Annotated in this window: 24 protein-coding genes; 3 read left to right on the top strand and 21 right to left on the bottom strand. The window is 51.4% G+C overall.

Going from position 1 to position 25,417, the window contains the following annotated elements; genetic code table 11:
* Positions 1-6 precede the first annotated feature (6 nt).
* The 7 genes from ACAM29_RS19920 to ACAM29_RS19890 all read right to left on the bottom strand — a co-directional run bounded on the left by ACAM29_RS19920 (position 7) and on the right by ACAM29_RS19890 (position 6,225).
* Positions 7-2,886 carry a TraM recognition domain-containing protein gene (locus ACAM29_RS19920; RefSeq protein WP_369625323.1) on the bottom strand — a complete coding sequence of 960 codons (2,880 nt, stop codon included), beginning with the start codon at positions 2,884-2,886 and terminating at the stop codon, positions 7-9.
* A 9-nt stretch (positions 2,887-2,895) separates the two neighbouring features.
* Positions 2,896-3,165, bottom strand: coding sequence for a hypothetical protein (locus ACAM29_RS19915; protein ID WP_369625322.1), 270 nt, complete (start codon positions 3,163-3,165; stop codon positions 2,896-2,898).
* A 439-nt stretch (positions 3,166-3,604) separates the two neighbouring features.
* A complete protein-coding gene (locus ACAM29_RS19910) occupies positions 3,605-4,177 on the bottom strand; it encodes a thermonuclease family protein (protein ID WP_369625321.1) in 573 nt (190 codons plus the stop codon).
* 86 nt (positions 4,178-4,263) lie between these two features.
* Positions 4,264-4,707 (bottom strand): DUF805 domain-containing protein, encoded by a 444-nt coding sequence (locus ACAM29_RS19905; RefSeq protein ID WP_369625320.1) that lies wholly within the window; start codon positions 4,705-4,707, stop codon positions 4,264-4,266.
* A complete protein-coding gene (locus ACAM29_RS19900; RefSeq protein WP_369625319.1) occupies positions 4,704-5,318 on the bottom strand; it encodes a hypothetical protein in 615 nt (204 codons plus the stop codon). The genes ACAM29_RS19905 and ACAM29_RS19900 overlap by 4 nt, the downstream gene beginning before the upstream one ends.
* Before the next feature lie 14 nt (positions 5,319-5,332).
* Positions 5,333-5,869, bottom strand: coding sequence for a hypothetical protein (locus tag ACAM29_RS19895; RefSeq protein WP_369625318.1), 537 nt, complete (start codon positions 5,867-5,869; stop codon positions 5,333-5,335).
* 62 nt (positions 5,870-5,931) lie between these two features.
* A complete protein-coding gene (locus tag ACAM29_RS19890; RefSeq protein ID WP_369625317.1) occupies positions 5,932-6,225 on the bottom strand; it encodes an HU family DNA-binding protein in 294 nt (97 codons plus the stop codon).
* A 257-nt stretch (positions 6,226-6,482) separates the two neighbouring features.
* Between ACAM29_RS19890 and ACAM29_RS19885 the strand changes: the two genes are divergently transcribed.
* Positions 6,483-7,595: a hypothetical protein gene (locus tag ACAM29_RS19885; RefSeq protein ID WP_369625316.1), complete on the top strand. Its 1,113-nt coding sequence runs from the start codon at positions 6,483-6,485 to the stop codon at positions 7,593-7,595.
* On the top strand, positions 7,580-8,335 hold the full coding sequence (locus ACAM29_RS19880; RefSeq protein WP_369625315.1) for a hypothetical protein: 756 nt from the start codon (positions 7,580-7,582) through the stop codon (positions 8,333-8,335). The genes ACAM29_RS19885 and ACAM29_RS19880 overlap by 16 nt, the downstream gene beginning before the upstream one ends.
* 25 nt (positions 8,336-8,360) lie before the next feature.
* Here the strand turns inward: ACAM29_RS19880 and ACAM29_RS19875 are convergent, their stop codons facing one another.
* The 5 genes from ACAM29_RS19875 to ACAM29_RS19855 are packed head-to-tail and all read right to left on the bottom strand — an operon-like array spanning position 8,361 to position 13,920.
* Positions 8,361-10,523, bottom strand: coding sequence for a DNA topoisomerase 3 (locus tag ACAM29_RS19875; RefSeq protein WP_369625314.1), 2,163 nt, complete (start codon positions 10,521-10,523; stop codon positions 8,361-8,363).
* Between the two features lie 12 nt (positions 10,524-10,535).
* The gene (locus tag ACAM29_RS19870) at positions 10,536-11,852 is read right to left on the bottom strand and encodes a hypothetical protein (protein ID WP_369625313.1); all 1,317 of its coding nucleotides are present in this window, start codon (positions 11,850-11,852) and stop codon (positions 10,536-10,538) included.
* Between the two features lie 18 nt (positions 11,853-11,870).
* Complete coding sequence (locus ACAM29_RS19865; RefSeq protein WP_369625312.1) at positions 11,871-12,338, bottom strand: hypothetical protein; 468 nt, start codon at positions 12,336-12,338, stop codon at positions 11,871-11,873.
* A gap of 13 nt (positions 12,339-12,351) precedes the next feature.
* The gene (locus ACAM29_RS19860; RefSeq protein WP_369625311.1) at positions 12,352-13,416 is read right to left on the bottom strand and encodes a hypothetical protein; all 1,065 of its coding nucleotides are present in this window, start codon (positions 13,414-13,416) and stop codon (positions 12,352-12,354) included.
* Between the two features lie 12 nt (positions 13,417-13,428).
* Entirely contained in the window at positions 13,429-13,920 is a 492-nt protein-coding gene (locus tag ACAM29_RS19855) for a hypothetical protein (RefSeq protein WP_369625310.1), read from the bottom strand.
* Between the two features lie 84 nt (positions 13,921-14,004).
* On the opposite strand from ACAM29_RS19855, the gene ACAM29_RS19850 reads away from it, so the two are divergent.
* Positions 14,005-14,514, top strand: coding sequence for a hypothetical protein (locus ACAM29_RS19850; protein WP_369625309.1), 510 nt, complete (start codon positions 14,005-14,007; stop codon positions 14,512-14,514).
* A 56-nt stretch (positions 14,515-14,570) separates the two neighbouring features.
* On the opposite strand, the gene ACAM29_RS19845 is transcribed toward ACAM29_RS19850, so the two are convergent.
* The 9 genes from ACAM29_RS19845 to ACAM29_RS19805 all read right to left on the bottom strand — a co-directional run bounded on the left by ACAM29_RS19845 (position 14,571) and on the right by ACAM29_RS19805 (position 25,258).
* Entirely contained in the window at positions 14,571-17,531 is a 2,961-nt protein-coding gene (locus ACAM29_RS19845) for a hypothetical protein (RefSeq protein ID WP_369625308.1), read from the bottom strand.
* 21 nt (positions 17,532-17,552) lie between these two features.
* Complete coding sequence (locus ACAM29_RS19840) at positions 17,553-18,947, bottom strand: hypothetical protein (RefSeq protein ID WP_369625307.1); 1,395 nt, start codon at positions 18,945-18,947, stop codon at positions 17,553-17,555.
* A gap of 55 nt (positions 18,948-19,002) precedes the next feature.
* A complete protein-coding gene (locus ACAM29_RS19835) occupies positions 19,003-19,803 on the bottom strand; it encodes an HNH endonuclease (protein WP_369625306.1) in 801 nt (266 codons plus the stop codon).
* A 3-nt stretch (positions 19,804-19,806) separates the two neighbouring features.
* Positions 19,807-20,184 (bottom strand): DUF6750 family protein, encoded by a 378-nt coding sequence (locus tag ACAM29_RS19830; RefSeq protein WP_369625305.1) that lies wholly within the window; start codon positions 20,182-20,184, stop codon positions 19,807-19,809.
* A gap of 187 nt (positions 20,185-20,371) precedes the next feature.
* On the bottom strand, positions 20,372-21,049 hold the full coding sequence (locus tag ACAM29_RS19825; protein WP_369625304.1) for a hypothetical protein: 678 nt from the start codon (positions 21,047-21,049) through the stop codon (positions 20,372-20,374).
* Between the two features lie 11 nt (positions 21,050-21,060).
* The gene (locus tag ACAM29_RS19820) at positions 21,061-22,299 is read right to left on the bottom strand and encodes a LysM peptidoglycan-binding domain-containing protein (protein ID WP_369625303.1); all 1,239 of its coding nucleotides are present in this window, start codon (positions 22,297-22,299) and stop codon (positions 21,061-21,063) included.
* A 4-nt stretch (positions 22,300-22,303) separates the two neighbouring features.
* A complete protein-coding gene (locus ACAM29_RS19815) occupies positions 22,304-23,548 on the bottom strand; it encodes a TrbI/VirB10 family protein (RefSeq protein ID WP_369625302.1) in 1,245 nt (414 codons plus the stop codon).
* Complete coding sequence (locus ACAM29_RS19810) at positions 23,548-24,540, bottom strand: DotH/IcmK family type IV secretion protein (protein WP_369625301.1); 993 nt, start codon at positions 24,538-24,540, stop codon at positions 23,548-23,550. The genes ACAM29_RS19815 and ACAM29_RS19810 overlap by 1 nt, the downstream gene beginning before the upstream one ends.
* 16 nt (positions 24,541-24,556) lie before the next feature.
* On the bottom strand, positions 24,557-25,258 hold the full coding sequence (locus tag ACAM29_RS19805) for a type IVB secretion system apparatus protein IcmL/DotI (RefSeq protein ID WP_369625300.1): 702 nt from the start codon (positions 25,256-25,258) through the stop codon (positions 24,557-24,559).
* Between the last annotated feature and the right edge of the window lie 159 nt (positions 25,259-25,417).

The raw sequence follows: 25,417 nt of genomic DNA, 5'->3' as shown, positions 1-25,417 counted from the left end.
ACCCCCTTAGCCTTTAATAGATCCTTTTTTGCGCAAATCGCGCAATGTGTTGCGAATATCGAACTGAGTATTCGGCGATGGCTCTGGAATCGGGTCTACAGGGTATTCCGTCACCGAATCGCTTAATGCCGTTTTGATCTCATCGACCGCTTCATCGGGGTTGCTATCCGGGGATACGGCGGCAGCACATTCTTTAACTCGTTCTGATACCTGATCGGTGATGAGGCTTGACTTGATGTTATCCGCGAGCAGGGCGCGCAGCTCAGCATTGGGATCGTCGTCCTCTTCCTCATCATCTGATGAATCATCTGCCGGATTGAGCTGGATATTATTTGGATTGAAGAAACCTGGCACCGCCCCACCCAATGCCGAAACAACATCATCATCAACCTTCGCAGAGGGCGCTTTCGTTGCTGTAGGCTCTGATTCTGGCGGGACTGATGCCGACACAGATTCATCTGCGGGAGGAGCTGACAAAGAGACGTTCACGCCTTGCCGTGTCTGATCTGGTTGGTGACTTTGCGTTGCGGTCGAGTCATCTTGAATTAACTGACCTGACCAATGAGCACCCTCTCTGCTGGTTTCGCTGGACGTTACTTTCAGAGGGGTATCGCCGACTTTACTCGCAGCAGTGGACTCACCGGCAGCACCTGCCGCCTTCATGTCATTTTGGTCTGGTTGAACTGGATGATTAATCCCAGAGGCAGGCTTCGCCTCTGATGATGACTTGACGAGATCTCCCCATCCTGTGATGGCACTGGAGGAGCCTTGGGATTGCTCAGTTGCGACTTGCGTTGTATCTATGACTGCATCGCAGCGTGCGTTGCTGGAGTCAGCCGAATGGACCACCTCCTGCTCTTGCTGCCTTGCAGCATCACGCTCCGCTGGCAAGGTATAACCCGGCATCGACGTCAGCAGGGCCACCAAAGCACAATCATTCGCCGGTACGGGTGCTGAAGCGCGCATCCCCCTAAGAAGATCACGTGCACGAACAATCGGCGTCTCGGGCGCCGGGCGAGTACTGGTGAGAGGTTTACCTTTGCGGATCAACTCTTTCAGCTCTGCAGTCAGGTCTTTTACCGGACCGTATTTGTTGATCAGGTAGCTACGCTCAGGACGCCGGATTTCAAGGAATCGGTTAAAGCGCAACGTCGCTGTTTTAAGAGGCGGGTCCGCATGGAACATCTGACCACGAACCATATTGGCTTTATGAAAGGCATGGAACTCCCCCTCGATCTGATCACGAAGATCCTGAATGTCCACCCGCTGCCGCCGCTCTACCGAGACATTCATAATGTCGCGGTAACTGCTCGACAAACCGCCTCCGTCCATCGTGTAACCTGAGGTATTGGTTACATAGGCTTCGCCGCCGATTGCCTTGACCACCTCCAGGGTTGCCTGGGCATCTTCTAGCGCCATTATCAACTTGACTTTTGTGTTCGAAAGTATCTGTTCTGCTTCAGTTTCTGACCCGCGTTTAAACCCGGCATAGTCCTGGCCAGCGAAGACACACGAGAACCCAAGCCCGCGGGCTTGAGCAGCTGTAACAGCAAATCCTTCTGTTGCCACATAGCCATATTCATCAGCTATTACTAGATTAGGTACGTTTGATGCCGTAGGGAGTGAATCCAGCATCTCCTCCTTGGTGCCCTCGAACTCCGAGCCCAAACCGAGGGACATTGCCCCACGAATAGCTGACAGGATGATTTTGCCGAGCGTCTTGATCTCAGAGGGCGGTTTCTCCATGGCCGGCAGGAGAATAACCAGGATACGCCGGTTGAACACCACGTCGGGATAGTCAACCTCACCCATCATGGCGCCATACACATGACCATAGGTATCGACCAGTGATGACAGCGCACGTGTGAAATACGCCTGAGCGAAACCAAACTGTTTGTGTGCATCCTCGCCCTGCTTCTCGTAGGGCTGACCGGCCTTGAATCCCGCCACAGAGTTAAGGTAAGCCTCCATAGACTTGCGTGACGCATCAGAAATGCGCTGGTCAGTGGCAAGCTCCATACACTTCTCAAGCGTGAGATGATCACGGATCGTGCTTATGGAGAGCTGTAGAGCTTTCTGATTACGAAGATCGACCAGCGGTCGCATAACGGTATAGATCAATGATACCGCACGCTCAGAAAATACTGCGTTCTCGCCTTCGGAGGTCGGGATCAGGGATACGAGGATTTCAGCAAGAGAGTCCGCGGTGCCGTAGGCAAAAGGGTTTGCTGTATTCGATAATCGTTTGAGGGAATACTCGTTTACATCGCGGTTACCGGTCGAAAAGTTAATCTCAAGGAAATCATCTTCTCGTCCGCAGACGCGGGCCATTGAGTACACCTGCAAACCAAGTTTGTTTGTGCCCTTGGGGTCAATGAAGATCAGACCTGAGCCCATCGAAATTGAGTTCCAAGATAGCGACAAAAGCGCTTCAGTCTTGCCGGCACCAGTAGTGCCAAATAGCAACATATGCGTAAGCATATCATCTGCCGACAAGTGCAATTCCTGATTGGTTTCTTTTTCGTTGCCAAGATAAAAAATGCCGCGCGCTTTACGGTAATTGGTTTTGAAAAAATTGCGCCCCGGCAGCGGATCGTTATAGTCATATCCGTCATACTCAAAAGGCATACGCATCGGAAGGTGCAGCTTTTTCGAACGACCCGCGAACACCAACCAGAACATCAGAGCCGTGAAACCGAAGATCTCAGCAGACGACGGCATGTAGACAATCAGCAGAGCACATACAAGCATCACAAACGCGAGATTTGAAGGCTTTCCGAACCAATCGGAGAGCTTTTCACCCATCCGGCGTGAATCGCGATAAATATCGCTAGCATCACGCTCCTGCTTCTTCTCGACACCGCGTACCTTATAGTCAGCCGACATCTTAAACCCCTATTCGCGCTGACCGATTTTTGAGCTCGCGACCTCAACGCTTTCACACAAGTCAGCAGCTTCTGCCAATACACTGTCGCGCACCGCAGTGTTCACATTGGGCTCATAAAACAAATCCAGTATGCGTTGGCGCATCAGCTCTAGCGCTTGAATTGCGCTACTACACGGCTGTGAAAGCGCCACTGCCATCTCATCAACATACGCAGTATGTGCGATGATCATCAGACGCACTTTAGCTACGCTGATCCGGCGGATCATCTCGCTATTCACCCTTTGTTGCTCCAATTGCGTTTTACATAACAGAGAAGATGAACCAGGCCTCATCAATAGCTCCTATTTTTTGTGCACAACCACTCAGCTAGAGCGCGCATTTCCGGGCAGGGGTCTCTTTGTCGCATCAACTCGAGTTTCTGTCGCCTTTGATCTGAGCCGTCACACTGGGCAGGGGCTGTAGACTCTGTATGGGCAGGAGCACTGACGCTGCAATCAACAGATTCAACCGAAGAGTTCAATTTAGTTGTGTCCATGAATTCAGTTCGGATTAGTTTGATCATTCCCATCATTCCAATCCGATATCCTCCCGCCGCCTGAGCTTCAAAATTGTCACAACTACGCAAACAGTGCGATGTTGCATCTGGTGTTTTCCACTACGTATTTGATTTTACCAGATATCGAAATGCCAGCGGTTCAGGAATGCAAATTTGTGCGGTTAATCCACAATACCTTGACGGGATCGAAACACCCAGGGCGGTAAAGGCTCCTCCTCCGACCACACACCCACACGACGTGCACGTGCTTGCTCAGCACGCGCTATGACCGCGTCGGACACACAACACTTCTGCTGCGGCCAGGCCAATCCAAGCTCGAGCATCCGATGGCTTATGTCGTACCAACCATCACGGGACGGGCAGTACACCCTCGCAGTGAAGCCACCACCAGAAAGGCCTGCCTCCCCCAGGTCAATCCGGCAATCGTGTCCAGACCAACCAATCAAATTTTTGACCCACATATGGGATTCATACCCGTAGGATTGCGAGAACTGAAAGACATCGTAAGAAAAGAAAGGAACGTCTATAGAATGCAGCGTCACTTCGTGTAGCGCGTTGTTGACATAAATACGGAAGCGATTTGCAGATGGGACGCTATGCACTTCTAAGGATGGGAACGACGCAACTTCCTCATCACTTAGCGACGATGCGGCTTGCGCATCGACCGGCGCAAATAATACGAAGACCATGGAGAAGCTGAACGTGCATTTCTTTAAATCGAGCAGGAAAGGCAAAATACATACACTCGTCGTCCGTTTTAATCATTATACCAAATCGGACGACGCTGCAGGTTCGACACCAGCGAAATATCAAGGCGTACCTACATTTTTTTGTAGAAGCCACAGGATTCTTCGATTCCTGGATCTTCGTCCTCAAATGTCGCATTAACAGGCTCACCAAATCGGTTCGGTCCTGAAGTGCCTTTGCGTACATGCGGCACAACCAGCAGCACCCCCCCAAGAGGCAGTAGCATTAACCACATCCACTTACCTGAGACATCGATATCATGTAATCGACGCACGCCGATCGACACTATCGTGACAAGACTTGCGTAACTGAAAATAACAGATAGGTATGGAACAGCATAACTGTGAAGGCTATCAGCAACGACCAGAAACCCCAGCAGTAATGAGTGCACCAAATAAAAAATCCAAAATTCGCGGCGTGATGTACGACCTCTCAACCTGAACGTGAGCCGCCAACCGGTCAGATACACGCGCATTGCATTTTGAAGCCACTTCAAGAAGGAACTGGCCGTTTTCATCCCGTCACCCCATGCCCAGCTTGTTTCGACTGTTCTGCCCGCTTCGTTAGCAACAACTCCAACACCTCACGTGAATAGAGCTCTATCCACTGATTCTCTGTGCGCTTTACATCGGCATTGCCAACGTAGCGCTGCCGGAGTTTATCAAGGGCTTCACCGTAGATACGACCTTCAACATCCTGGGGCCGTATCCGCTTATTTCGCAGAAACAAGGATAGCGCACCAATACTGGCCGGCTCCCACTCTGCGAACAACACGAAACGGTGCAACGGCGAACGAACCGCGACGCCACCCTGTCGGCTACCCCCCTCATCACCAACGGTTGCTGAGTGTTCACCTGCAGCAATTTCATGGAAGGTGATCGAAGCCTGGGAGCCGGCGGTTTGCACATCCGCAAATATTCCGCGCTCTGCCATGGTCTGAATCATCCGACGTATGACTGCAGTATCAAAAGGCACCACCGAACGTAGACTATCAAGATCTATGTCGATTGCATTTTGAGAATCAGCCATGTGTGCCAGCGCAACCAAAACAAGCTTTTGTTGTGCGCTGATACCTGTTGTGTGCAACGCCCAATGAGTTTTCGATGTATCGACTTCACCTGGGGACATAGCAACTCCGAGATCTAGAACGCCAGTACCGATTGATGGTACTCGGCCTGTAGGGACCCCTGCCTCACACCAACCTGTTTGAACAGCACATTCGCATTGGAGGCTACACGAATCATCACTTGATCTCGGGATGGCGAGACTGGCGATTCACCAGCCTCAGTTGATTCAGCCCCACGCCCACTGCGTCGAGATTCACGATTCAGACGCTCCATGACCCATGCACTGTCATGCATGGAATTCATGCCGACTTCTTCCCTCACCTGTTCAATCACCTCGTTGACATGGCTGCGTATGGAGGCTTTAGGAAACTCATCTACGCCCAGCAGGCTCAAATAGTATTCAAACGTACTTGATTCAAAGAACAAAATAGCCGAAATCTTGTAAATTCTTTTTCGTGAGGTCAAATCATCAAGCGCGAGCAAAATGATTTTTAGCAACATCTTGGACTCTGGTGCTTGCGAATCTGAGTGCTCTGACTCAATGCCAATCGAATCCGAGAGCGTTTCGTCTACATCCGAATGACTGGATTGAAAGTAAGAGGACATATCCATAACGTACACCTCATTTGGCTGCCGGTACTCACAGACAGCACCGGCAGCCAATAAAACGCCTGTTAGTCGTTAAGTAACGACTTACCCTTGCTCAACATTTTAAGACCAATGGCCTTGTGCGCGGCAATCTCAAGCGGTTCGCCTGTCTGCGGGTTTCGTCCCTGGCGTGCCGGGCGATTGCGGATATCAAGTTTCACATACCCACCGAGGGTGACGACTTCGTCCTCAATCAATGTGGCCATCAGATGATCAATAACAGCATCATGGATCAGTGCCACCTTTGACATTGGTAGCTGGATGTCAGCAGCCTGGAGTCGCTGCTGAAGTCCGTGTACGAGTTCGCTTTTGTTTTTCATCACAGGTTCCTTTTTAAGTGCGCTTTGCTTAACGAGCATTCACCAGAACTCTTGCTGGTAGCAGATATGATATAATCAGATATTATCATGTCAAGCAAGGTCAGCAATGCGTATCGCTCAATGTAATGATACTTGTCGTCGCTAACAAAACGCTTGCACTATGCGAATGGACTGATGACTGCTTGCCCTGATTTATATTTTGTATCCTATAATATGATCTGTGTTAGACTTAGAAAAAAGGAAACCGGAGCACAAAAATGACCATAGCGCACACGCAACATGATCTCCGCGAAGAACGGCGTAGACAGCTCAGAGAGGCGATCGCCGCGTCAAACTCCCAGACTTCACAAGAGATTGCGCCGGACAGAACCTGCCATGAGTCTGAGCGAGTCCAGTATCCAACTGATGATAGTCAGAGCGCTCAAACATCCAGCCTGCAGGCCGCTGCCAGTGAAAAGCACATGCGAATTTTGGAGGACGTCGCGGCTGGCAAAGCAGGGTCGTCCTCAGTGCGCTGTATTCCGCAGGGTAATGAGCACGTAACCGGTAGGTGCCTGTTCCACTACACGGTTACTACCATTACAGATGAAAGTTTCAGCGGCACATTCACCATCGATGTTCACTATCCGTATCGGTTGATCAGTCAGTCTCAGTCCCTCGGAGGCATGTATCAGCGTGTTATCCTCACCCAAACCTACCCCACCAAGGCTAGCACCTCCGGGGATGATCCTTCTGTTCTTGGCTGTTCCGTGGATCTGATCAACTTGGAGCTGGATTTCAACACTGCTCGGTTGTTCTATAAAGACGTAGCAACACAAATGGATGCCGCGGCTCAGGGTACGCTTGAAGCGCTTAAGCCACCGGTAAAGGAGGTTCCATCCTCATCATCTGCGGCTGAAGCGCCACCCAAAAACACACCCCGTTCGACCGCCGAAGAAAGCGATGATCAACAGAGTACCAACGACACGTCCGCCTCGCACGCCGAGGAACACTCGGTTGCTCACACGCCACAAAAAAAGCACAACAAAACATCCGCTGATGGAGTCTCCAGAGAACAACAGCCAGCCCGCTCAGAATCGAGACAGCCGAAACGTACCGAACGGGATGAAGGAAAGCGACCCTCAACAAACCCGCCACCACCCGAGCAACCGGACAACCGCATGCCCCTATCAACCAAAGCACTGATGCTTACAGGCGGCGCACTGCTGGCAGTTATGATCGCCCTCCTTATTTGGATGATATTACTGAAAACAAACCCGGCTCTGCTGCCGCCACAATCTCAGGCGCAACCCATGGCACCGATCGCCGAGCCACACACACTTAATGGCACACAGAATTCCGAAGAGGACACCTTATGGCAGCCAAACTAAAACCGACAAAACCTATAGAACTGATTATTGCACTGCCAGAAGACCGGCCAATTATCGGTTCCGATATTGTGTTCATGCAAGAAGCTAAGAACATGTCTTTGATGGATATTACGTGGGAATTTGCATGGTATAACTCACGCCACAATATCAATACGATTGATAAGCAGGATGAGCCCCTCACAGACGTGACCCGCGCCATCCTCACTCGCATCTATGCTCAGCGGCTCAATTGCCACATTCCTTATGTGGCACCTAAACACCTTCTGACATACGGATTGCTCCCGGCAACCCCCAACTTCAATGATCTGCATGAGGCGTTCATTCGGATGTTCGAGGAGCTGGATGAAATGGGGCAGTTGGGCGATTACTTGCCCAAGGGCATGTATGCGAGTGATATCAAACCAACCCATTCAGGAGTATTGATAGGCTTCAACGGCAATTCTGCCACCCGTTGGATTAAGGAGAATGACGGCGACATGCCAGGCCCCTGTGCGCGCCGCGTGGCTACGATCGTACATGCCGATATTGAAGCACGCGGCGTTCAAGCGATGGTGGACTTTTTGCACCACGTCAATATTGAAGCGACCACACGGGCTATCCCCGGTGGCATCAAAGGCCTTTTTACAGCCGAAAAGTGGGCCAGCAGCACATTCAAACGCCGCGGCCGCCCCACCGTCGCTGATAAGCAAAGTCAGCTCGCCAAGTCACAAGAGGCCCAGCGCAGCAGCAAAAGCAAGTAGCAGGCTGTCGGATTAAAAGAGCGCCTTAGGCGCTCTTTTTGTTTTTGCTTCGAACTGCATTTAAGTCTGGTTCTCCATCAACATCATTGGTTGATGTTTTACACGCTGGGTACCCCGTGCAACTCCAAAACGGACCCTTGGGGCCCTGATTCTGAACGAACGGCTTCCCGCAATTTGGACACGCTGCATCGCTCACCTTTTTGGCCTGGGGCTGCTCATCCACATCCTCCATCCACTGATCGCATGCCTCACATTTCCACACATGCTTATTTTTGCCCTTCATGAAGAGTCGGACGGCTGTATTATTGCCGCCGCAGCATGGACAAACTGCTGTTTCTCGCACCTGCTCCGGTGGAGGAGTGTAATTGCTCTTAACCTCCTCGACCAGGGATTGCACAAGGGTATGGACTTCACGCTCAAACACGTTGATATCCAACTGCCCGCGCGCAATCTGCTCCAAGCCCATTTCCCACATAGCCGTAGTAACGGGTGATTTCACCGAGTCGGGTAGTAGGTCAATCAACTTGCGACCCATATCGGTGCTGATGATAAACTTTTTCTCTCGTCGAACGACTTTACGACTTACGATGGTCTCAATTATGGAAGCGCGTGTCGCTTCCGTCCCAATCCCTTCCGTGCCTTTAAGGATGGGTGCAAATTTTGGATCAACGACCTTGTGAACGCTCTTCATGGCATCCAGAAGCGTACCATCAGTGTAGTGAGCCGGCGGTGATGTTTTTTTACTGTTTACTTTGGTATCCAAGGCAGACGCAGATTCACCCGCTTCAGTACGAGGTAGTTTCTGCTGATCCTCCTTGGCATCGTCATCATCCAGGTCTGCCCCGTACACAACCTTCCAGCCGGGCACTGCCGGCACATTGCCTTGAGCAGCAAACCCCTGATCCAGGAAGCCTACCAGAATGGTTGAACGATCATATTCGTAGTCTGGGTAAAACTGAGCAAGGTATCGTTTACGGATCAGGTCATAGACCTTGCGACACTTATCATCCAAAGCACCAATATCGCCGTGAACAACGGTCGGAATTATGGCGTGGTGCGCGGACTCGGCAACCTTCTTGCTGTTCCAGCTACGTGATTTGCGCGCGGGGTCAGCCCCCTTCACCAGATCAGCCATCCCGCTATCCGTGGCAGCGACGGCGGCTAGCACAGTCGGCACATCGGCCCGCTGCTCATCAGGAAGATAATTACAATCCGAACGCGGATAAGACGTCAGCTTATAGGTCTCGTACAGCTTCTGAGCAATATCCAAAACCTCCTGTGCTCGCATGCCCCATTTAGATGAACACTCTTTTTGGAGAGTGCTCAGACTAAAGAGTAAGGGAGGAGGTGTTTTCTTGCGCTCGACACGGGCACTGATAATTTGACCTTGTTGACCCCTGACCGCTTCAGCGAGCCTATGCGCAACATCACGATCCAAGCAATGACCACTTTCATCCCGGTGGGCATCAGGAACAACCCACTTTGCTTTGAAGTTCCCATTCGCAACTTCGGTATCAACCACGACCTCGAAGTAGTCTTTGGGCTTAAAGTTTTCAATTTCACGATCCCGCAACACCACAAGATAAAGAACCGGTGTCTGTACGCGTCCCACACTTAAAGGCTGGCCATCAGCAAGCGTCATGGACTGACGCCCAAAGAGGGTATACGCACGCGTTAAATTCATCCCAACGAGCCAATCCGCACGGCTTCGCGCCTGCTGTGCCAGATATAGGGGCTCAGTTTCAGGCCCCTGTTTCAACTGTGACAGAGCTTTTTTGTATGAGGCCTCATCCTGCGCAGAGGCCCATAGACGACTTATGCGTCCGCGGTAGTTGAAGTGATCCAACACCTCTCGAGCGATGGCTTCACCCTCCCGATCTGCGTCTGTCGCGATAATCACTTCATCAGCCTTCTTCAGTACAGAGCCAATGTATTTGAGCTGGGCACGCGCATCATCAACCGGCAGCATCTTCCACGTGGATGGAATGATGGGAAGGTTGGCCATAATCCATTGCTTGTTCGCAGGATTGTAGTCATGCGGCTCCGCTTGTTGCATCAAGTGCCCACGCGCCCACGTCACCACATGACCACCTTTTACGGTGATATGCGTTTTCTGCCGCTGCTCCTCGCCCAGTACCTTTGCGAGGTCGCGCCCCTGACTGGGCTTTTCACAAAAATAAACTTTCACTCACCTACCTCCTCAGGCCGCACGGCCTCGACGCCCACGCTGAGCATTGGCACGTGCCTTGATGGCATCAGGTGTATTTTCTTCCAGTATCCACCCTTCTTTAATCAGATCACGCTCCAGTGCCAAGACGCCCTCCCACACCTCTGGGGTTACGCAGTGGGTGCCCAGCATGTCCTCTACCTCATAATGCGCCCAAGGACCGGCTGCCTCTGCAGGGGCTGTTCGACGTCCGGCGCCATTAAGCAGGTACCACAGGGTTCGATCGATCGGACGCAACCAAATAAAGTCCGCCGTATTCAGAATGCCTCGCCGGCGAGCTGAATGCAGCAGCTGAAAAATCAGCGTGGTCAGGTACGCGTGGCTGGCCAAAATTTTCACCAATTCACGTTTATTGCGACCCGGGTTGTCCAGGTAGCGCGATAGAACATCCTCGACACCCTCTGTGTCTAGATCATCCAGGACAATCTCGGGCTTCCCCGTTTTTTTATAATTTGGGTAGTAAAAACTATCGTTGAATTGAATGAGGAGTTCGTCTGACTGAGCCCGGTCTTCTGGCGCTTGAGGGAAACCACGTAGCAGAAACACTGCAATCAGAGCCTTGTAGTGCTCGGGCCAAGTTCTCCAGCCAGGGATGTTGATAATCCCCTCCTGCACAATCGGTATACCCAATTGACGCTCCAAAACAGCTTTCGCTTTTTCACGATCAAAGCGGTATTCACTCACATGATCGCGATCGACATCCCTCCAACTCTTCCCCTTCAAAAGTCTGCGGTTTGCAGGAATATCTTCAGCCCCACCCGGAAGCCCATACATCAATTTTTCCATCATGCAAAGATCAATTGACGACCGCATGGATGCCCAAGGTCCACTATCCATCGGTTTTTTGTCGATATCCAAACCAATAACAGGCCGCACCGCGGGAAATTTGAGCGCCTTCTGCTCGAGGAGTCTTTTCATAGTCATATTGCGACGAAAGCGCGAAATCGGTGTGCGCGTAGCTAATCGCAGAGCACCAAAACCTATCAGACCTGCCATCAACCATCCCACATACCGACCAGCAAAATTGGCAATTTGAAACGCTTCCGCATACGTCATCTCCTTGTAATCTGCCCAGTCCAGGCGCCCAATGCCAACCGCAGCTTTAGCCATACGCTCATCTGGGATAATAAAGCTGCTGATAAACGCTTTCCATTTCGCTAATGTCAGCACACCATATACGATGTAATCCTTAAGAAACCACGCAATGAGTAACACCAAACCAATGACAAAGATGGCAAGAATGAAATTGCTATCGGGATCGCTCCCGTTACCTGCTTGTTGAGCCGCCATGCCTAAACTCCCGTTGTGTTAACGTCCGCGCAGCCAGTCACCGTAGGTGACCCAGTGTTTATTCTTCAGTACATCCAGGCGCCACATCAAAATAGTGCTTCGGGCAATCGCTATAAATATCATTAATACGCCACCAAACAGTCGGGAAATAGTGGCGAGCACAGCACCATCACTGAAAATACCGGCATAAATACTGAACAACCCCAGTACGCCAATCAGCATGAATAAAACGAACTCTATATAATGCCCTCGAATGACCAGGGGTCTGTTCTCATTTGTAATACCCCAGCGCGCTGCAATATGATCGTACGTAAGAGCCTCATCCCCCAGTGACTCTTTCCCTCTGACAACACGAAATGCACGACCAATGGTGAAGAGCATTCTACCAATAAAGGTTCTGTGCTCTTGAAGGTCTCCGACTGGTCGTATTAAGTTGGTGAAAGGACGGGTTCGGTTTTTAATAAATCCGTTTTTGGAATCTGACATCTGAACCTCTGTGTTAAATAAAAGCACTCGGCGCTGGATAGAATTCGTTTAATCTATGCCGCTCTCGCTCCAGCAGCCAAGGAATGAAAGCCCCGTCTTCCCTAAGGTATTTTTTCCGCTGCCCCGGCGTAATGTGTCCGAGGGCATTAAGAAAAAGACGTCCCTCATGACAAATTACAACAGCCGTATCGCGCGATACATGGCTGAGCATGGCTTTATACAGTATTGCTTGATCCCGCACTGTCAGGGGCCGCTCCTCACCCAGTGTCTCGATCACATTCTGGCATGAAGACTCTGTGAGTGGCGTTACCACCGTATCCATCACTGCTTGCGTACGCACAACCGAATCGCCCTGCGACAATTGCCCGAATACCAATTTATATAGCTCTTCGCTATACCAACTGTTTTCATTTGATGGATGCATCGTGTACAACGCTTCATCGATATCCAAAAAGGCTTTATGTAGTATTAGGAACCGATCTGCTTGGAAATTGCTTAAATGATCGCGCTCAGGTGGATCGTCCATTTGCCGGTCTTTGATTTCACGAAGTGTAAACTCGACGAAATCGATGAACTTGCCACCGTAGGTTGCCTCCTTACGCTCCATCCACATGTCTGAAACCAGTGAAGACACCATCTCATTAAGCTTGGACCGGAAATCCGGATCATCCCAATCGATGCCGTGATCATAGGGGTGGTCGCCTTGCTCCATTGCCTTGCAACGTTTAACGAAGGATGCCGTCAGCCCCGTGGTATCACCCAACTGCTGCTTAATGACATCGATAGCAGCCAGGACCCGAGATCGTTCCATTTCACGTTGTTGCATCGGAGAAAGGCCGACCAGTTCCTGCTCCGTTGGTGTAATCCCTGGACGCGCCGATACACTTCGCACCTGCTTAGCTGCCAGCTTGAAAGCGTACAGAAACTTTTTCAGCCGCTGCTGCTTGCTCTGCGCTTCTAGCCGATCCTTCTGCAAGCGCTCCAACATGAGCGACAGTGATTCATTATCATCAGGGCCTGAACCTTGAGTGATATCGGCTTCCGTCAGGATCTGTCCCTTAACTTTACTCGGGTACATATTACGCCCTGCTTAGGTAAAAATAGGTGTCCGCGCATCCGGGGCACTGCCCTGAATCATTGCTTCAAGTCCCATATGTTCACCGTTTAGCGTCTTGCTTACCGCAAGCACATCGATCATATCTACGAGATATGCACCTGATCGTGTTTGAGCTAGAAGCCCATTATGGCCAATGGTCGTCAGCAGGTCTTCGAATGACTTCCAGCAGAGCGCAGAAAGCATCAACATGTGGCTGGTTTTAAACGAAACTTCATCTGCCTGTAGCACATAGCCCGCAAGGCTTGCCCTGCTTGCTCGGATGGAAAATGGCATACCATCGACCAGGTTCGTGTCGAGTTCGCGATCCACAATGCCATTACGCACATTGCCGACCAGAATGGGCAAACAGGCATCATCGGCAAAGAACTCTTCAGCCTCAAGAGGATCTTCACCCACCGTGAAACGAATATTGTGCCGCTGGGCCATATTCGCCAAAATTTCAGTAACCAGTCCCGATACTGACATTGCGTAACACCCCTGTTTGGACGTCAACTTGTGTATAATTGATACTATCGATTGTATCACACAACATCTACACTGAGGTTCCGTATGGAATATAGCCTGCAGTCAGAAGCGGTCTCCTCCTACGTGATTGCCATGCGTCAATATCACGGCTGGGCGAAACAGCGCTTGAGGAACGGCGTACAGGCGTCAAAACATCGAATCATCATCGATGCGTTCAATGAAGATGTAAACTGGCTGGTCACCGTTGGTATCGATGATGATGGATTACCTATTTTCGGCCTCTACGACGAGCCCTACTCCCAGTGGTTCGATAAGATTCCTTGGGAATTCGTGGTATATGAGCGAGGTCAAATCACGCTGATACCAAAGCAACTGCGGATCTGCGGCATGGATAATCCCATTTCCGTACAGCCGCTTGTCATTATCCTGAGCGAAGGGCATGTTATGCACATGCGTCAATGTGATGCCCTAAGACTGGTACGTTTCTGCGCTGACCCCCGCACACGCGAGGCTGAGATCATTTACCGATTCCCTTACCTGCTATCCCGCGCTGACAAGAGTGCCCTTCCAGGTGATCGCAATGTGACAGCATGACCGCTGTGCACATCGGGCGAACACCAGAAAATGCAGCGGTGTTCGCCCGATGTCGACTACAATAGCGTATCCGACTCTTTCAGCAACATCTCATCCGCCACAACTTCGATAATTGTTCGAGATTGCTCGTCACGCTCAGACGACATTTCACCACGCCTGCGCTCGATCTCTTTAACAGCACTTCCAGACGGGAAATACTTGCAAAGCATTTCCAGTGCTCGGCGTGCACCTACACGTTGGTAAAGAATATCGCGTAACGTTCGGTTCTCAGCAGACGAATCGAATGCCCACAATTCAGTCAGACCGAGCGTCAGATACAAGTACATCTCTGCGTTACCCAGCTCTGTACTGGCGGAACAATAGACGCCTGCACCTTTACGCCCGGGCTTGAGGATCTTGTTGAGAATGATATCGCGTGCAGAGGGTGACAGCTCAAACCGCTTCACAATGGCATCGGCATCGCTCGGTGTATTCGCGCCGAGGACGAACCGTGTCGAAGACAGGTTTATCATAATGTCATCGAAGTCATCTATGTTCTGCGACACCAGCATGATCTGAATGCCCCACTTACGTCCCTCTCGAATGTCACGAACAATCTGCTCACGGATACCTTCAACCTTGCCGGTTCGGTGGAATTCGTCAAGACAGAGAAGCTTGGGGTCGCTTGCCGTTTCAGCTACACGCCGCGCATGGTAACCACGGTACTTGTCACTGAAGAATGGAAGACTGTCCTTGCCAAAGTAGTAACGTTGCGCCAGTACATAGCGTGCCAGCATGTACATAACACCCGTTTGCTTATCGGCCTTGGCCGAGCCTTTAGGGCAAACCTCATCAAGATCTAGTGATACAACACGGGCATTACTGATATCGAAACGTGTAGCCATGGCAAGGATGGGAAATTCGTTGATAGCCTCATTGATCATTCGCCATACGTAATCGATAACACTTTCCTTGGTATCAACAACACCCTTATAGATGTTCGTAATCGCAGGGTCCTTAACCACGGCGGCACAATCACCCAGCAACGGAACCGCGAAACGCTGAGCGCGGGCGGCATGCTCGGGATACCCTTTGTCGAAGAGTTCATCCACGATCTCGTACCAGGTTGTGGCATGATCAATATGCAATCCTTGGCTGAGAATAAACTGGGTCAACTCAGGATCTTGGTGTTCATCAAATCGCTTAGGCGTACGCTCATTGAACACATCGTAAACAATCTCAACGATCTGACTGGCAATACCGGCCACACCGGATTCCGGTTTAACTTCACCAACCTCGGTACACAGAATACACAACAGGTTAACGAGCATCGCCTTATGATCCGGCATCGGCTTGCGTAACCCTAACGGCAGATCGAAGGGGTTGATCGCATACTCCGGTGTCATTTTAAGACGGTGATACATTACCTTGTCTTTCATGTCGTCCGGGAGTGATTGCTGCAGCAAGGCGATCAGCCCTGATGATGAGGGCCCTATGTCAAGAATTGAGATATACGGCAACCGCTCGAGACCACCTCGCAATGCCAGTGCCATGTTATGCGCATTGAGCAATACCGACTTACCCTGCCCCATCGGTGCAAAGGCCAAGGTCACCGCGGCTGTTTGCAGACTGGAACCCGGCTGGTATGACATGAGCTTCCCGTCCGGCGTTCTGAACGGCAGCGCACCTTCGATCCAGGGGGATGCAGGCCTCGCCATAGGGAGCATCTGAGTGATCTCATGAATCGGCGCCGCTACCGCCGGTGCCGGGTTGATCCGATTGGTGCCCGGAAGTGTTGCTGATACACCGCAAAGCGGATCGCCAAACACTTGCCGAGTATCACTATTGCCCCATGATTGAATACACTGCGATAAACGCGAGGCTCGATTTCGCATCAATGAAGTATCATCTGCCGGCGCCCACGTATCAGCACAGAGCCGGAAACCAATAATGGTCTCATTATCCAACTCCATCTGACGAAGACCTTCGTAGGCAGCATTGAACCGCTTATTATTACCCGACGTGACATGCAACACCGAGGCTAGAATCGATTTCAGGTTAAATCCATTCAGCCCACTGGGTGTTAGATCGACCCCTACACGAAACGGTATTTGTGCCTCAATCAACGAACTCAACAGCCCCTGGAATGACTGCGGACTTTGCGGTGGCATTGACATAACGACCGGCGCGTGAAGATTGTCACCTATCTCAATCCAGCGATGATTGACTATTTCACCGGCGCCTCGTGGAAACACTTGATCCCGTATGCGCGGATACAGGACCGTCTCTTTTTCATCCGTGGGCGCGTCTGGAAAACGAACGGGAAAGCGATCGCCTGGGAGCAATGGTCGCCATTTGTCTGACGTGAACTCCGGGTCAACTTCTTTACGGATCGCCGTTAAAGCATCATGAGCATTCATAGCCTCACAGACCACACCCAAGCTTCGCAAACCATCTATCAACTCCCCAACGGTTGATACATGGTTGCTGTACAGCCCTGGGGAACTAGGCGTCATGTTCTGGCAATAACGTCCCGTCGGCATTTTTTTCATTGCCGCACCACGTTCGGCAGCTGCTGCTTTAATCTCAATTTGACTGAAAACGCCATAGTTCGTCGAAATTGCCAACCAGGTACTTTCCGATGCGCAAAACTGAACCAGTGCATCGCGTTTAGCGTTGAGGACCCAGTCTATATCCATATTGAGACGTTCTGCAGTTTTGCGCGCTGGTATAAGTGATGCATCGATTTCGCGCGCAGCGCCAAATGGGTCACGCTTGTACACAAGTTGCAATGAATGCCCTTCAGCGCCCAGCACGGGCGCCAATCGTTCATTTAGCGCTCGTAGATATTCAGGAAACTCATGCGGCCCCAAAAGCTTCTGAACCCCCCGGATGTTCACAATTGAAACCAAGGTACCGTCTTGACGCACGAATGTACTCATATCATCTTCAACGGTCTCAATGTCGATGTATGAGCCCGCTTCAGTCTTAAATATAGACCCAAGTGTAAAGAGAACATCGGTTGTAAAATCCGCCATAGCACCTAGCATATGAATCCCTCACCGTGCCGCGTAGCGGCTAAGCCAGTCGTCAACTATTTCATCATCAGCCATTAAGTAATCTTCGGCTAAACCACCGCTGAGCATTAACATGTTCGCCCCCCATGCACTGGTGTCAGACTGGAAAATCGACGCATTATTCAAACTCTCTTCTGACGGCGGCAGCATCATAGGCAACACATCTGCTTGTCGGCAGACCTGGAGTACGTCATTGGTTGCCTCCTTTGGCAGCCACGCGTGGATCTTGCCCGCGCCGTAACCGGCTACCAAATAGCCTTGAGATGTCAGCTCTGACGCCGACATCATGCACAAAAGTCGATCATACGAACGGATAAACGGCGCCCAAAGATTGGTTGAGACATCCTTCTGCATGGGCCGAGGATTGTGCATCAGGAGCCCACTCCAAAGACCCGCTGCAAACATGCCCATTGAATGACTCACACACTCAGCAGGTGTGATCGATTCGAAGAACTGAGCGATCTGTGGAATTTCCAGCGGCGGCCTGCAAATTGACTCATCAAATACGAGCGCCTCTTTGATCTCTATCGTGGCGTTATTCATCAGTGCAACAAGATCGTGCGTCGTCAGCCACTGGCGTGTGCACATGTAGCTACGGACGAAGTCGCCTTTGATTTTGATATCCCGTCGTGCAATGCCACCGTAGCTGATCACCGAGCTCACGGAATCATCTATTTCATGGATCACCGCCCGGGCCAATACAGGTCCTTTCTGGCTCAGCGCCCACTCAGCAAAATCATGCCGATTGGTCGGAAGTTTTGAACCAGGTAAAGCCGTATATTTGGGCTCGGTCGGAACCGAAACTTCAAGCATGGAAAGCGCATGTGCCATACGTGGCTTATAAAATTTCTTGTACTCGTGCTCGCTTATTTTGAAGCGGTTATGACAGCTCACCCAATCCTGACGCGCCTCTGATGCAGCAATGAGAAGATCAGAATCAACTTTCTGGTCGGCTTTCACGAGCGTTTCGCGCAACATTTTGCGAGCATCAAACATAGGCGGTCGCCAGTTAGCACGCTCGATACCCAGAAACGCACACTGAATTTTGACAAAGCGCTCAAACACATCCGCCAATAGACGCGCTTCAAGATGCCCCTCGATAGCCTTCTGCTCGAATGAGAAGTCAGCCGTTAGACCCAACTCAAGCCTGAGGTCGGACATTTTAACGGGCAAAAACGCATTACTTCGAAAAAAAGCGTTGTTCGAAAGCCCCTGATTGTAGGCCACGGAAGAATCGCAGCTGAGCATCCAGCACACATCACTGCGAAGCGCTTGCACCCCTTTAATTCGCCTCGGATATTTCTCACCCGCTATGCAGGACCAGCCTTGTGCCGGGTCCACTGAATCGTCGAAAACAACAACGCCGACGCGCAACATGCACAGCCTCCATAGACCGGTTAGATAATCAGGGTTTTATTTGCAGGCCTTACATCTAAACAGGCTCTTGCAGTCCGATGGACTCGCTGACCTGGTGGATCAGGGCATCCCAGCCGTCTGGCTTTACCCCTCTGAGCCAGACGTTGTCGGCCCAAAAATTTATATGTTCGGAAAAGTGGGTCATATCAGGCACCAACCTCAAACTCCCCAGGAACAGGTGCCGTAATGCATACTCACGATCCGTCAGCCCCATCAGTGCGCCTGACAAAACCTCAAGTGCATCAAAGCTGGTGAGGGGCACACCAAGAGCCTGTAGGCGCGCATCCCCTTGGCTCAGCATGTGCTGATACAAATCCGCAACGTGCGCACATCGCGCCTTCGCGGATGCCGATAGCTGAATCTCATCTCTGCGAGACCGATCATCAAGCCGCATCAGGAAAAACATGCCATGACACAGCAAATTCAACTCAGCCTGAGACACTTCAGGCAACCAAATCGGCAATGCACTGAAAAGATCACCTCGCCTACCAAGTGTGAACACTTGGTGGCAATAGGGGCATAGTGTCACCAGGTTATCCATCTCATTGTGATGATGGTCGTCATCGATATGGTGCGCTTCGAGAAATCCGCTTGGTGCATGTTGGTCACTGACAGACGCAAAACCACATGCCTGACATGTAAAGTGATCACGCATCAGAACTTTCAGGCGGATTTGTTGAAATGCACTATCCGCGGCCTTGACCTCTGGGTCGTTGCGCCGCGATAGCTTTCGCTTAATTCCAGGCACCAACTGAAAAGGGGCGCGCTTGGCGCGCCCCTTTAGCTGCTGCGTAACAGACTGCAGCGTATTTGACATGGACTACAGACCAATCCGGTCGAGGGAGGTATCACTGGTGCTGAACGTAGACTGTGTGACCATCTGCAGAATCACAACAATAATCAGCAAGAACGCGCCGCCAACAATGAACCAGATGGAATGAGAAACCGGCTTCTGCGGATTGTCTTTACGTGTTGCCAACCCCCAAATACCCATACCTACCAGCACAAAGCCCAGAAAACCGAAAATCGTCTGGACCCACTGACCAGCATCCGAGAACTGGCCCCCTGTTTTTGATATGACATCTGACAATTCCATCGCACTGGCGTTACCGGCGCCCATCGCAGTGACCGTCGCTATAGCCATGATGGCATAGTAACGGTTAGCCATTTTTTGACGCATTTGCTTTGCATGCTTCATAATCCAAGTTCCTCACTTGACATATATTGTATAACCCAATATTATCGAACACAGATCCAAGCGGTAACGTCCCTGTAGTCGGGGCCATTTGGAAGAACTGACAGCATATACACAAAGGGTTTGCCGTACAGACTTTGCCGTGCTGTGCCTAACTGATTATACCACAAATACTTTATGTGGGTTGTAACTACACCCGCGTCACACCATCAATGATCATATGGATAATGCTGTTCGCATCACCCCCCATCGTGTTACCCAGGATTCCCAGAAACGGCTTGATATTCAGGGCCAATGTTCCGCCTACAAGATGCGTTGCAGCATGGCCAATACTTACACCCTGCCCGGAAGCGCCGCCTTGGGATGATTTCTTAATCAAAATCAAACCCCGGGCAATTGCCAGCGCCCCTACGATTTGTATTACGGCAAAAGCAAAGTTTATTCCTGATGCATATTCAGCAAACTCACTTTCCGCTGTGTAGAATTTGCCTTCAGATAATACGAGTGAAGCCTCGGTACTGAAGCCCAAAGATCGCGACATCGTATCAACGACAAGTCCGATGTTGATCAAAAACACACCCGTCAACAGCGTCGAAATCACGATGGCTGGCTTTGATCCTCCACCATCCGGCCTATTGAGAGTAGCTGCCTTAAGGAGCGAGTAGCCAACTAAAATAAAACCGATGAATATGCAAAGGACTGCAAGAACAGGACCAAACGCCTCAAGCGCCCGCGTCAGCCCATCGAGACCAATTTCCTCCTCTGCATACACAGGACGAACTATAAGCAAGCACAACATACCCAAGTAATATGCTACTTGGCTGCGCGACTGTGTGCCCCTTAAATGCACGAGAGAACTCATCCGCATCACTGCACTCCTCAACGAAGCCTCAGCGTACCACCGGTAGTACTCACAGTCTGGGACGCCATATTAATGGATGTGATTCGGCCTACACCGGGTACGCTTTCCCCAACGGCACCACTCACGTATTGACCATCACGCGACACCAGCACTACGCGCCCAGGGCTCATGCCTGCGACCTGCCAAACAGGACCAGAGTACTTTGCCACCGCGGACCCACCACTGCGGGTAGTAGCAGCTATAGCGCCCGTGGTCAGTCGTGCATTGCGCGCCTTTTCAGCATCGCTGATATCATTGCCATCCACCCGGACTTTCAGACCAACCGGAATGAACGAAGGGTTATTGATGCCGTTGGTTTTGACCAAAGCTTCAAGTGACACGCCATACTTCGCAGCGATCAATGACAGTGATTCACCTCTGGCCACAGTATGCATGCCACCTACAACAGATTGTTGCTTGCCGCTATTGCCTGTGCCATTACCAGATGCGCGTTGTGCAGTCTGTGATGACCCTCTCAGGATTTCATCAAGTTGCTTCTGCATCTGAACAAGAGATTGCAAGGTGGTTGATTGAGCCTGTTTCAGCGCTCCGACTTCCTGCTGCGTAGCGCGCACCTGCGCCTGTGTTTCGCGGTTGTGCTTCTCAATTTCAGCCACGCGGACAGCCACATCGTCCATCTGTCCGACCATCTGTTGAATCATACCTTCAATGCTGCCCGCATCACCCTCGATAGAGAGACTGCCCTCTGAAGCGCTGTTACCTGGGGCAGGAGCGGCTGTCGTTGCATTTCTCGGTGCCTGCGGGACGTTTGTGGACGCACGTGAACCATTGGGAGCTGGCGTTGCGCGGCCTTCCATTAGCGCAGCAATGCGATCCACCTCAGCATCAGCACTATGATCAACGGGCGTTGGTGTAGGTTGCTGTATCGGCGCTTGCATCTGCGGTTGCTGAAAGGTCGACGCCTGGGGCTGTACCGCTCCACCACTAAATACGCCATTCATAGCTGCCATGGCACCCAAACCCACCAAGCCAAAAGAACCGATGAACAGTATGGGTTTCAGTTTGGACTTTTTCTTGGGCGGCGGCGCTGCAGCAACATGCCCTTCATAGGCGCGTTGCTCATCCGAATGCTCGTAAATATCACCTTGCTCAGATGGATCAATCTGAACACCGAAGTTGTCGGTACCATGGTCAGCATATTGATCATGGTGTGCGTCTTCGCCCTGACCATTCTGATAATATTGTTCGTCTGACATGCTATTACTCCACAGGATTCAGGAAAAGGAGACCCATGCCGGTATCGGCATACTTGATGACGGTCGGCGGTCGATTGGCTAGAGGCCGGACAACATTGGCAAGCTCATCCCCCACCTTGGACAGAGCGGCCAGTGCCTGGTCTTTGGTAGTATCAATGGTTGACACCACCTCTTCAGAAAACTCAGAACTTCGAGTCACTTCGCGGCTGGCCAACACGGCATCACCATAGCCTTGAAGGAAAGCTGCACCAAGCAATGCACCAAAACGCTGGAGATAATGCCGATCAACTTTATCAGCCAGGCCGATCAATCTTCGCTCAGGATCAATGGCGACTGCATCGATCGCAAGATGCTCACCTGATGGCATCACCATGCGGTTGTACCGCATCACTAGATAATCGTTTGACACCGTGAAATTACCCAACAGATGAGCACCGTTATACTTGCCACCCTGCACTGTCGCACGCAGCGGCCCCGGCACATCTGAATTAGCCTCCATATCGAGAGTGGCGTAGAGCACTGTCCCCGCATTAATCAGATATTGCGTAGATACACTACCTGAGTCCGTCGAACCTGAGTCATCACCTCGGGCAGATGTACGGCTCCCTGCAGATTGCTGCCCCGCTTCCGCACGTGACGGCGTATAGCCGCTTGCAACAAAACCACCCGCACCCTGAGGCCTGTGAACAGCGGCAATACGCTGCATCTCCTGCCGCATTCTCTGGCGCTCGGCTTCGCGGTACTCAGGCGTCATGAACTCCCGACCATCGTGCTCATAGTAGCTACGATTGACCTGCGGCGGGTTCTTGCTGGCCTCAAGCATAGTGCGAGCGCGCTCAAGATCAGCCTTCAATTGAGCCTCACGCCGCGCCGCTTCCTCAAGTTCGGCCGCCAAGCGGGTTCGTTCCGCCATACATTCACTGTCGTTTTCACACATCTCATCAGAGACCCCATCAACAAGCGTTGGAATGGCACTTTTTCCGGTGCGAAGGGCCTCATCCACGACTTGCTGATTCTGCTCTCGAATCATGCGCTGATACTCTTCATCGGCGCCCTCGCCGGTAGGATCAGCCCGCACCTCCGGCGTACGTGCAACTTTCGCCTGCGCGGATCCTGCATTAGATGATGTAAAGTGCTTAATGGTGAACATGGCAATCACGACGCCAATCAAAAACACACCACCCACGATTGCCAGCATGCGTCCGCTACCGGACAGCGCCCTGGCGTATTTCCCTTTTTTCGCAGCCATTACAGACGCCCCCTCTCATTGCGAAGATCATTCAAGGTAATTCTGAGCGTGCCTACTTTTCCATCTGCACTAAACAGCACCATGGGCGTCTTGTTCATCCGGTACACCCTGACCCCCCCAGTGCCATTGGAAATGGCACTGGGGCGCGGTGAACTCACATACAAACCAGTTCGGATATACAATTGATCGCTGTATTCCCAAACGCGAAATCGTGCATCCGACACCGCCAGGCTAACGGCAGACGCCGGCGGCACCCCATCGATAAAAGCCATCATGGTTGAATCAGGCGTTGCACTGGGCATGCCGCCACCGAAGCTGTACACCTGACTCGAACGCGGCCCTACCTCGCCCACAACAAGATCGGCTCGCACGTCCATGAGATCGCGATTCACTTCAAGCTCAATGATAAGCGGCACTGATTGCCCTTCCAGCTGAATAGCCAGATTCGACGTTCCCACATTCATCAACGCAGCAATACTCAGTACATTGAAGGGGTCCGCCTCTGGAACCGTCGTCTGAAAAACACCGGGTGCGCCATTATTATGACCCACTATCGGCCAAGGGTTACCCTGACTGTCAACAACAACCAAACTAGCTACGTACCTGGGTGCGATGCTGATCTTTGGAATCTTGCTACCGGGAGCCAGCGATATGGAGTGAGACTGACTTCTCATCACAGGAGGTTTGACTTGATGTACTGCCTGTTCTTTCTGCAACAAGTATTCTCGAAACTGCCGAACCTCATCCGGGCTCAGCAATGACTCCTCTCGTGTCGCTTGTCGATACATGGACTCGCGATCGTCTGCAATCGGCGGCAGCACAATGATAGGCTGCTGCGTTAAGACCTTGGGTTCGTAGTGTGGGTTGACCTGTGCTTCATTTACAACATTCGCCTGTGGCGTATCCACTTCAGGCTGAGCAGACCCCTCTGCGACTGCATGAGCACAGCACAGCGTGATCGACGCAGCAAGAAACCGGTTAGATGCTTTCACAAAACGCTCCTTTTAATCATCGCTGAGAGAACACCAGCTGCTGTATCGCTATTCCGTCACGGCTTCTTTCGGCAGACACACGCATCACCAGCACGTTCGCCATCAGGCGCTGACTGCTGCTCTGGGTAGAACCGTGATAAGTCACGGTCAGGGGTATCTGCATCTGATAGCTGTAAACTCCGCGCACAGGCCCTTGACCAATAATACGCGGCGCCCCATTGGCAACTGCCTTCACTACATGTCGATTTGATTGTATCGAATCGAGGTTCCCTGAATCACGAAGAGCAATCAAGTACGACTCAAAGCCCTCTTTTGTGAACAACCCCTCTGATTTAGCCAACTGATCGCGATAATTCAGGAAATCGATTCCCAATATCTGAGTAACGGCAGATACAGTCCAGTTGGTTACCTCATTGGGGGTGCTGAGCGGTTGCGAAACTGGTATCACAGGAATGATCCGGCCATTATCTGTGGCAAAGTATTGCGCTTCGGGCTTCATGGCAATGGCAGTCACCGCTACGCCGATGCCAACCACGCCTACCAACTGACTGACTATTGCTACTGACATTGCACGCTTTGCAAGGTCCTTGTACCAATCATTGCGCCTTGTTACCTGCCTGGCCGCTGCACCTCCCTGAGGAGCGTTGTGCTTAGCGGACTGTTGCCTGCCGCCCGTCTGCACACCGGGCGGACGCGTTTGCTGTTTCGTTTGGTCCATGAAAACTCCGAGCGAGTAGCACCCAATATGGTTGCACTTAAGGCTTCCGACCTGGTCATCATAGAGCTCAGAAAAGAAGTAAAGCCTTCGTTTCTTAAACAAAGATTACCTGCGACCTGCGAGTGCGTCGTGCCTTTCTTATGCGATATTACCATAAAT

Origin of the sequence: Marinobacterium sp. BA1 (assembly GCF_041155135.1) — a bacterium.
GTDB lineage: Bacteria > Pseudomonadota > Gammaproteobacteria > Pseudomonadales > Balneatricaceae > Marinobacterium > Marinobacterium iners.
This window is presented reverse-complemented; position numbering and strand designations above follow the sequence as displayed.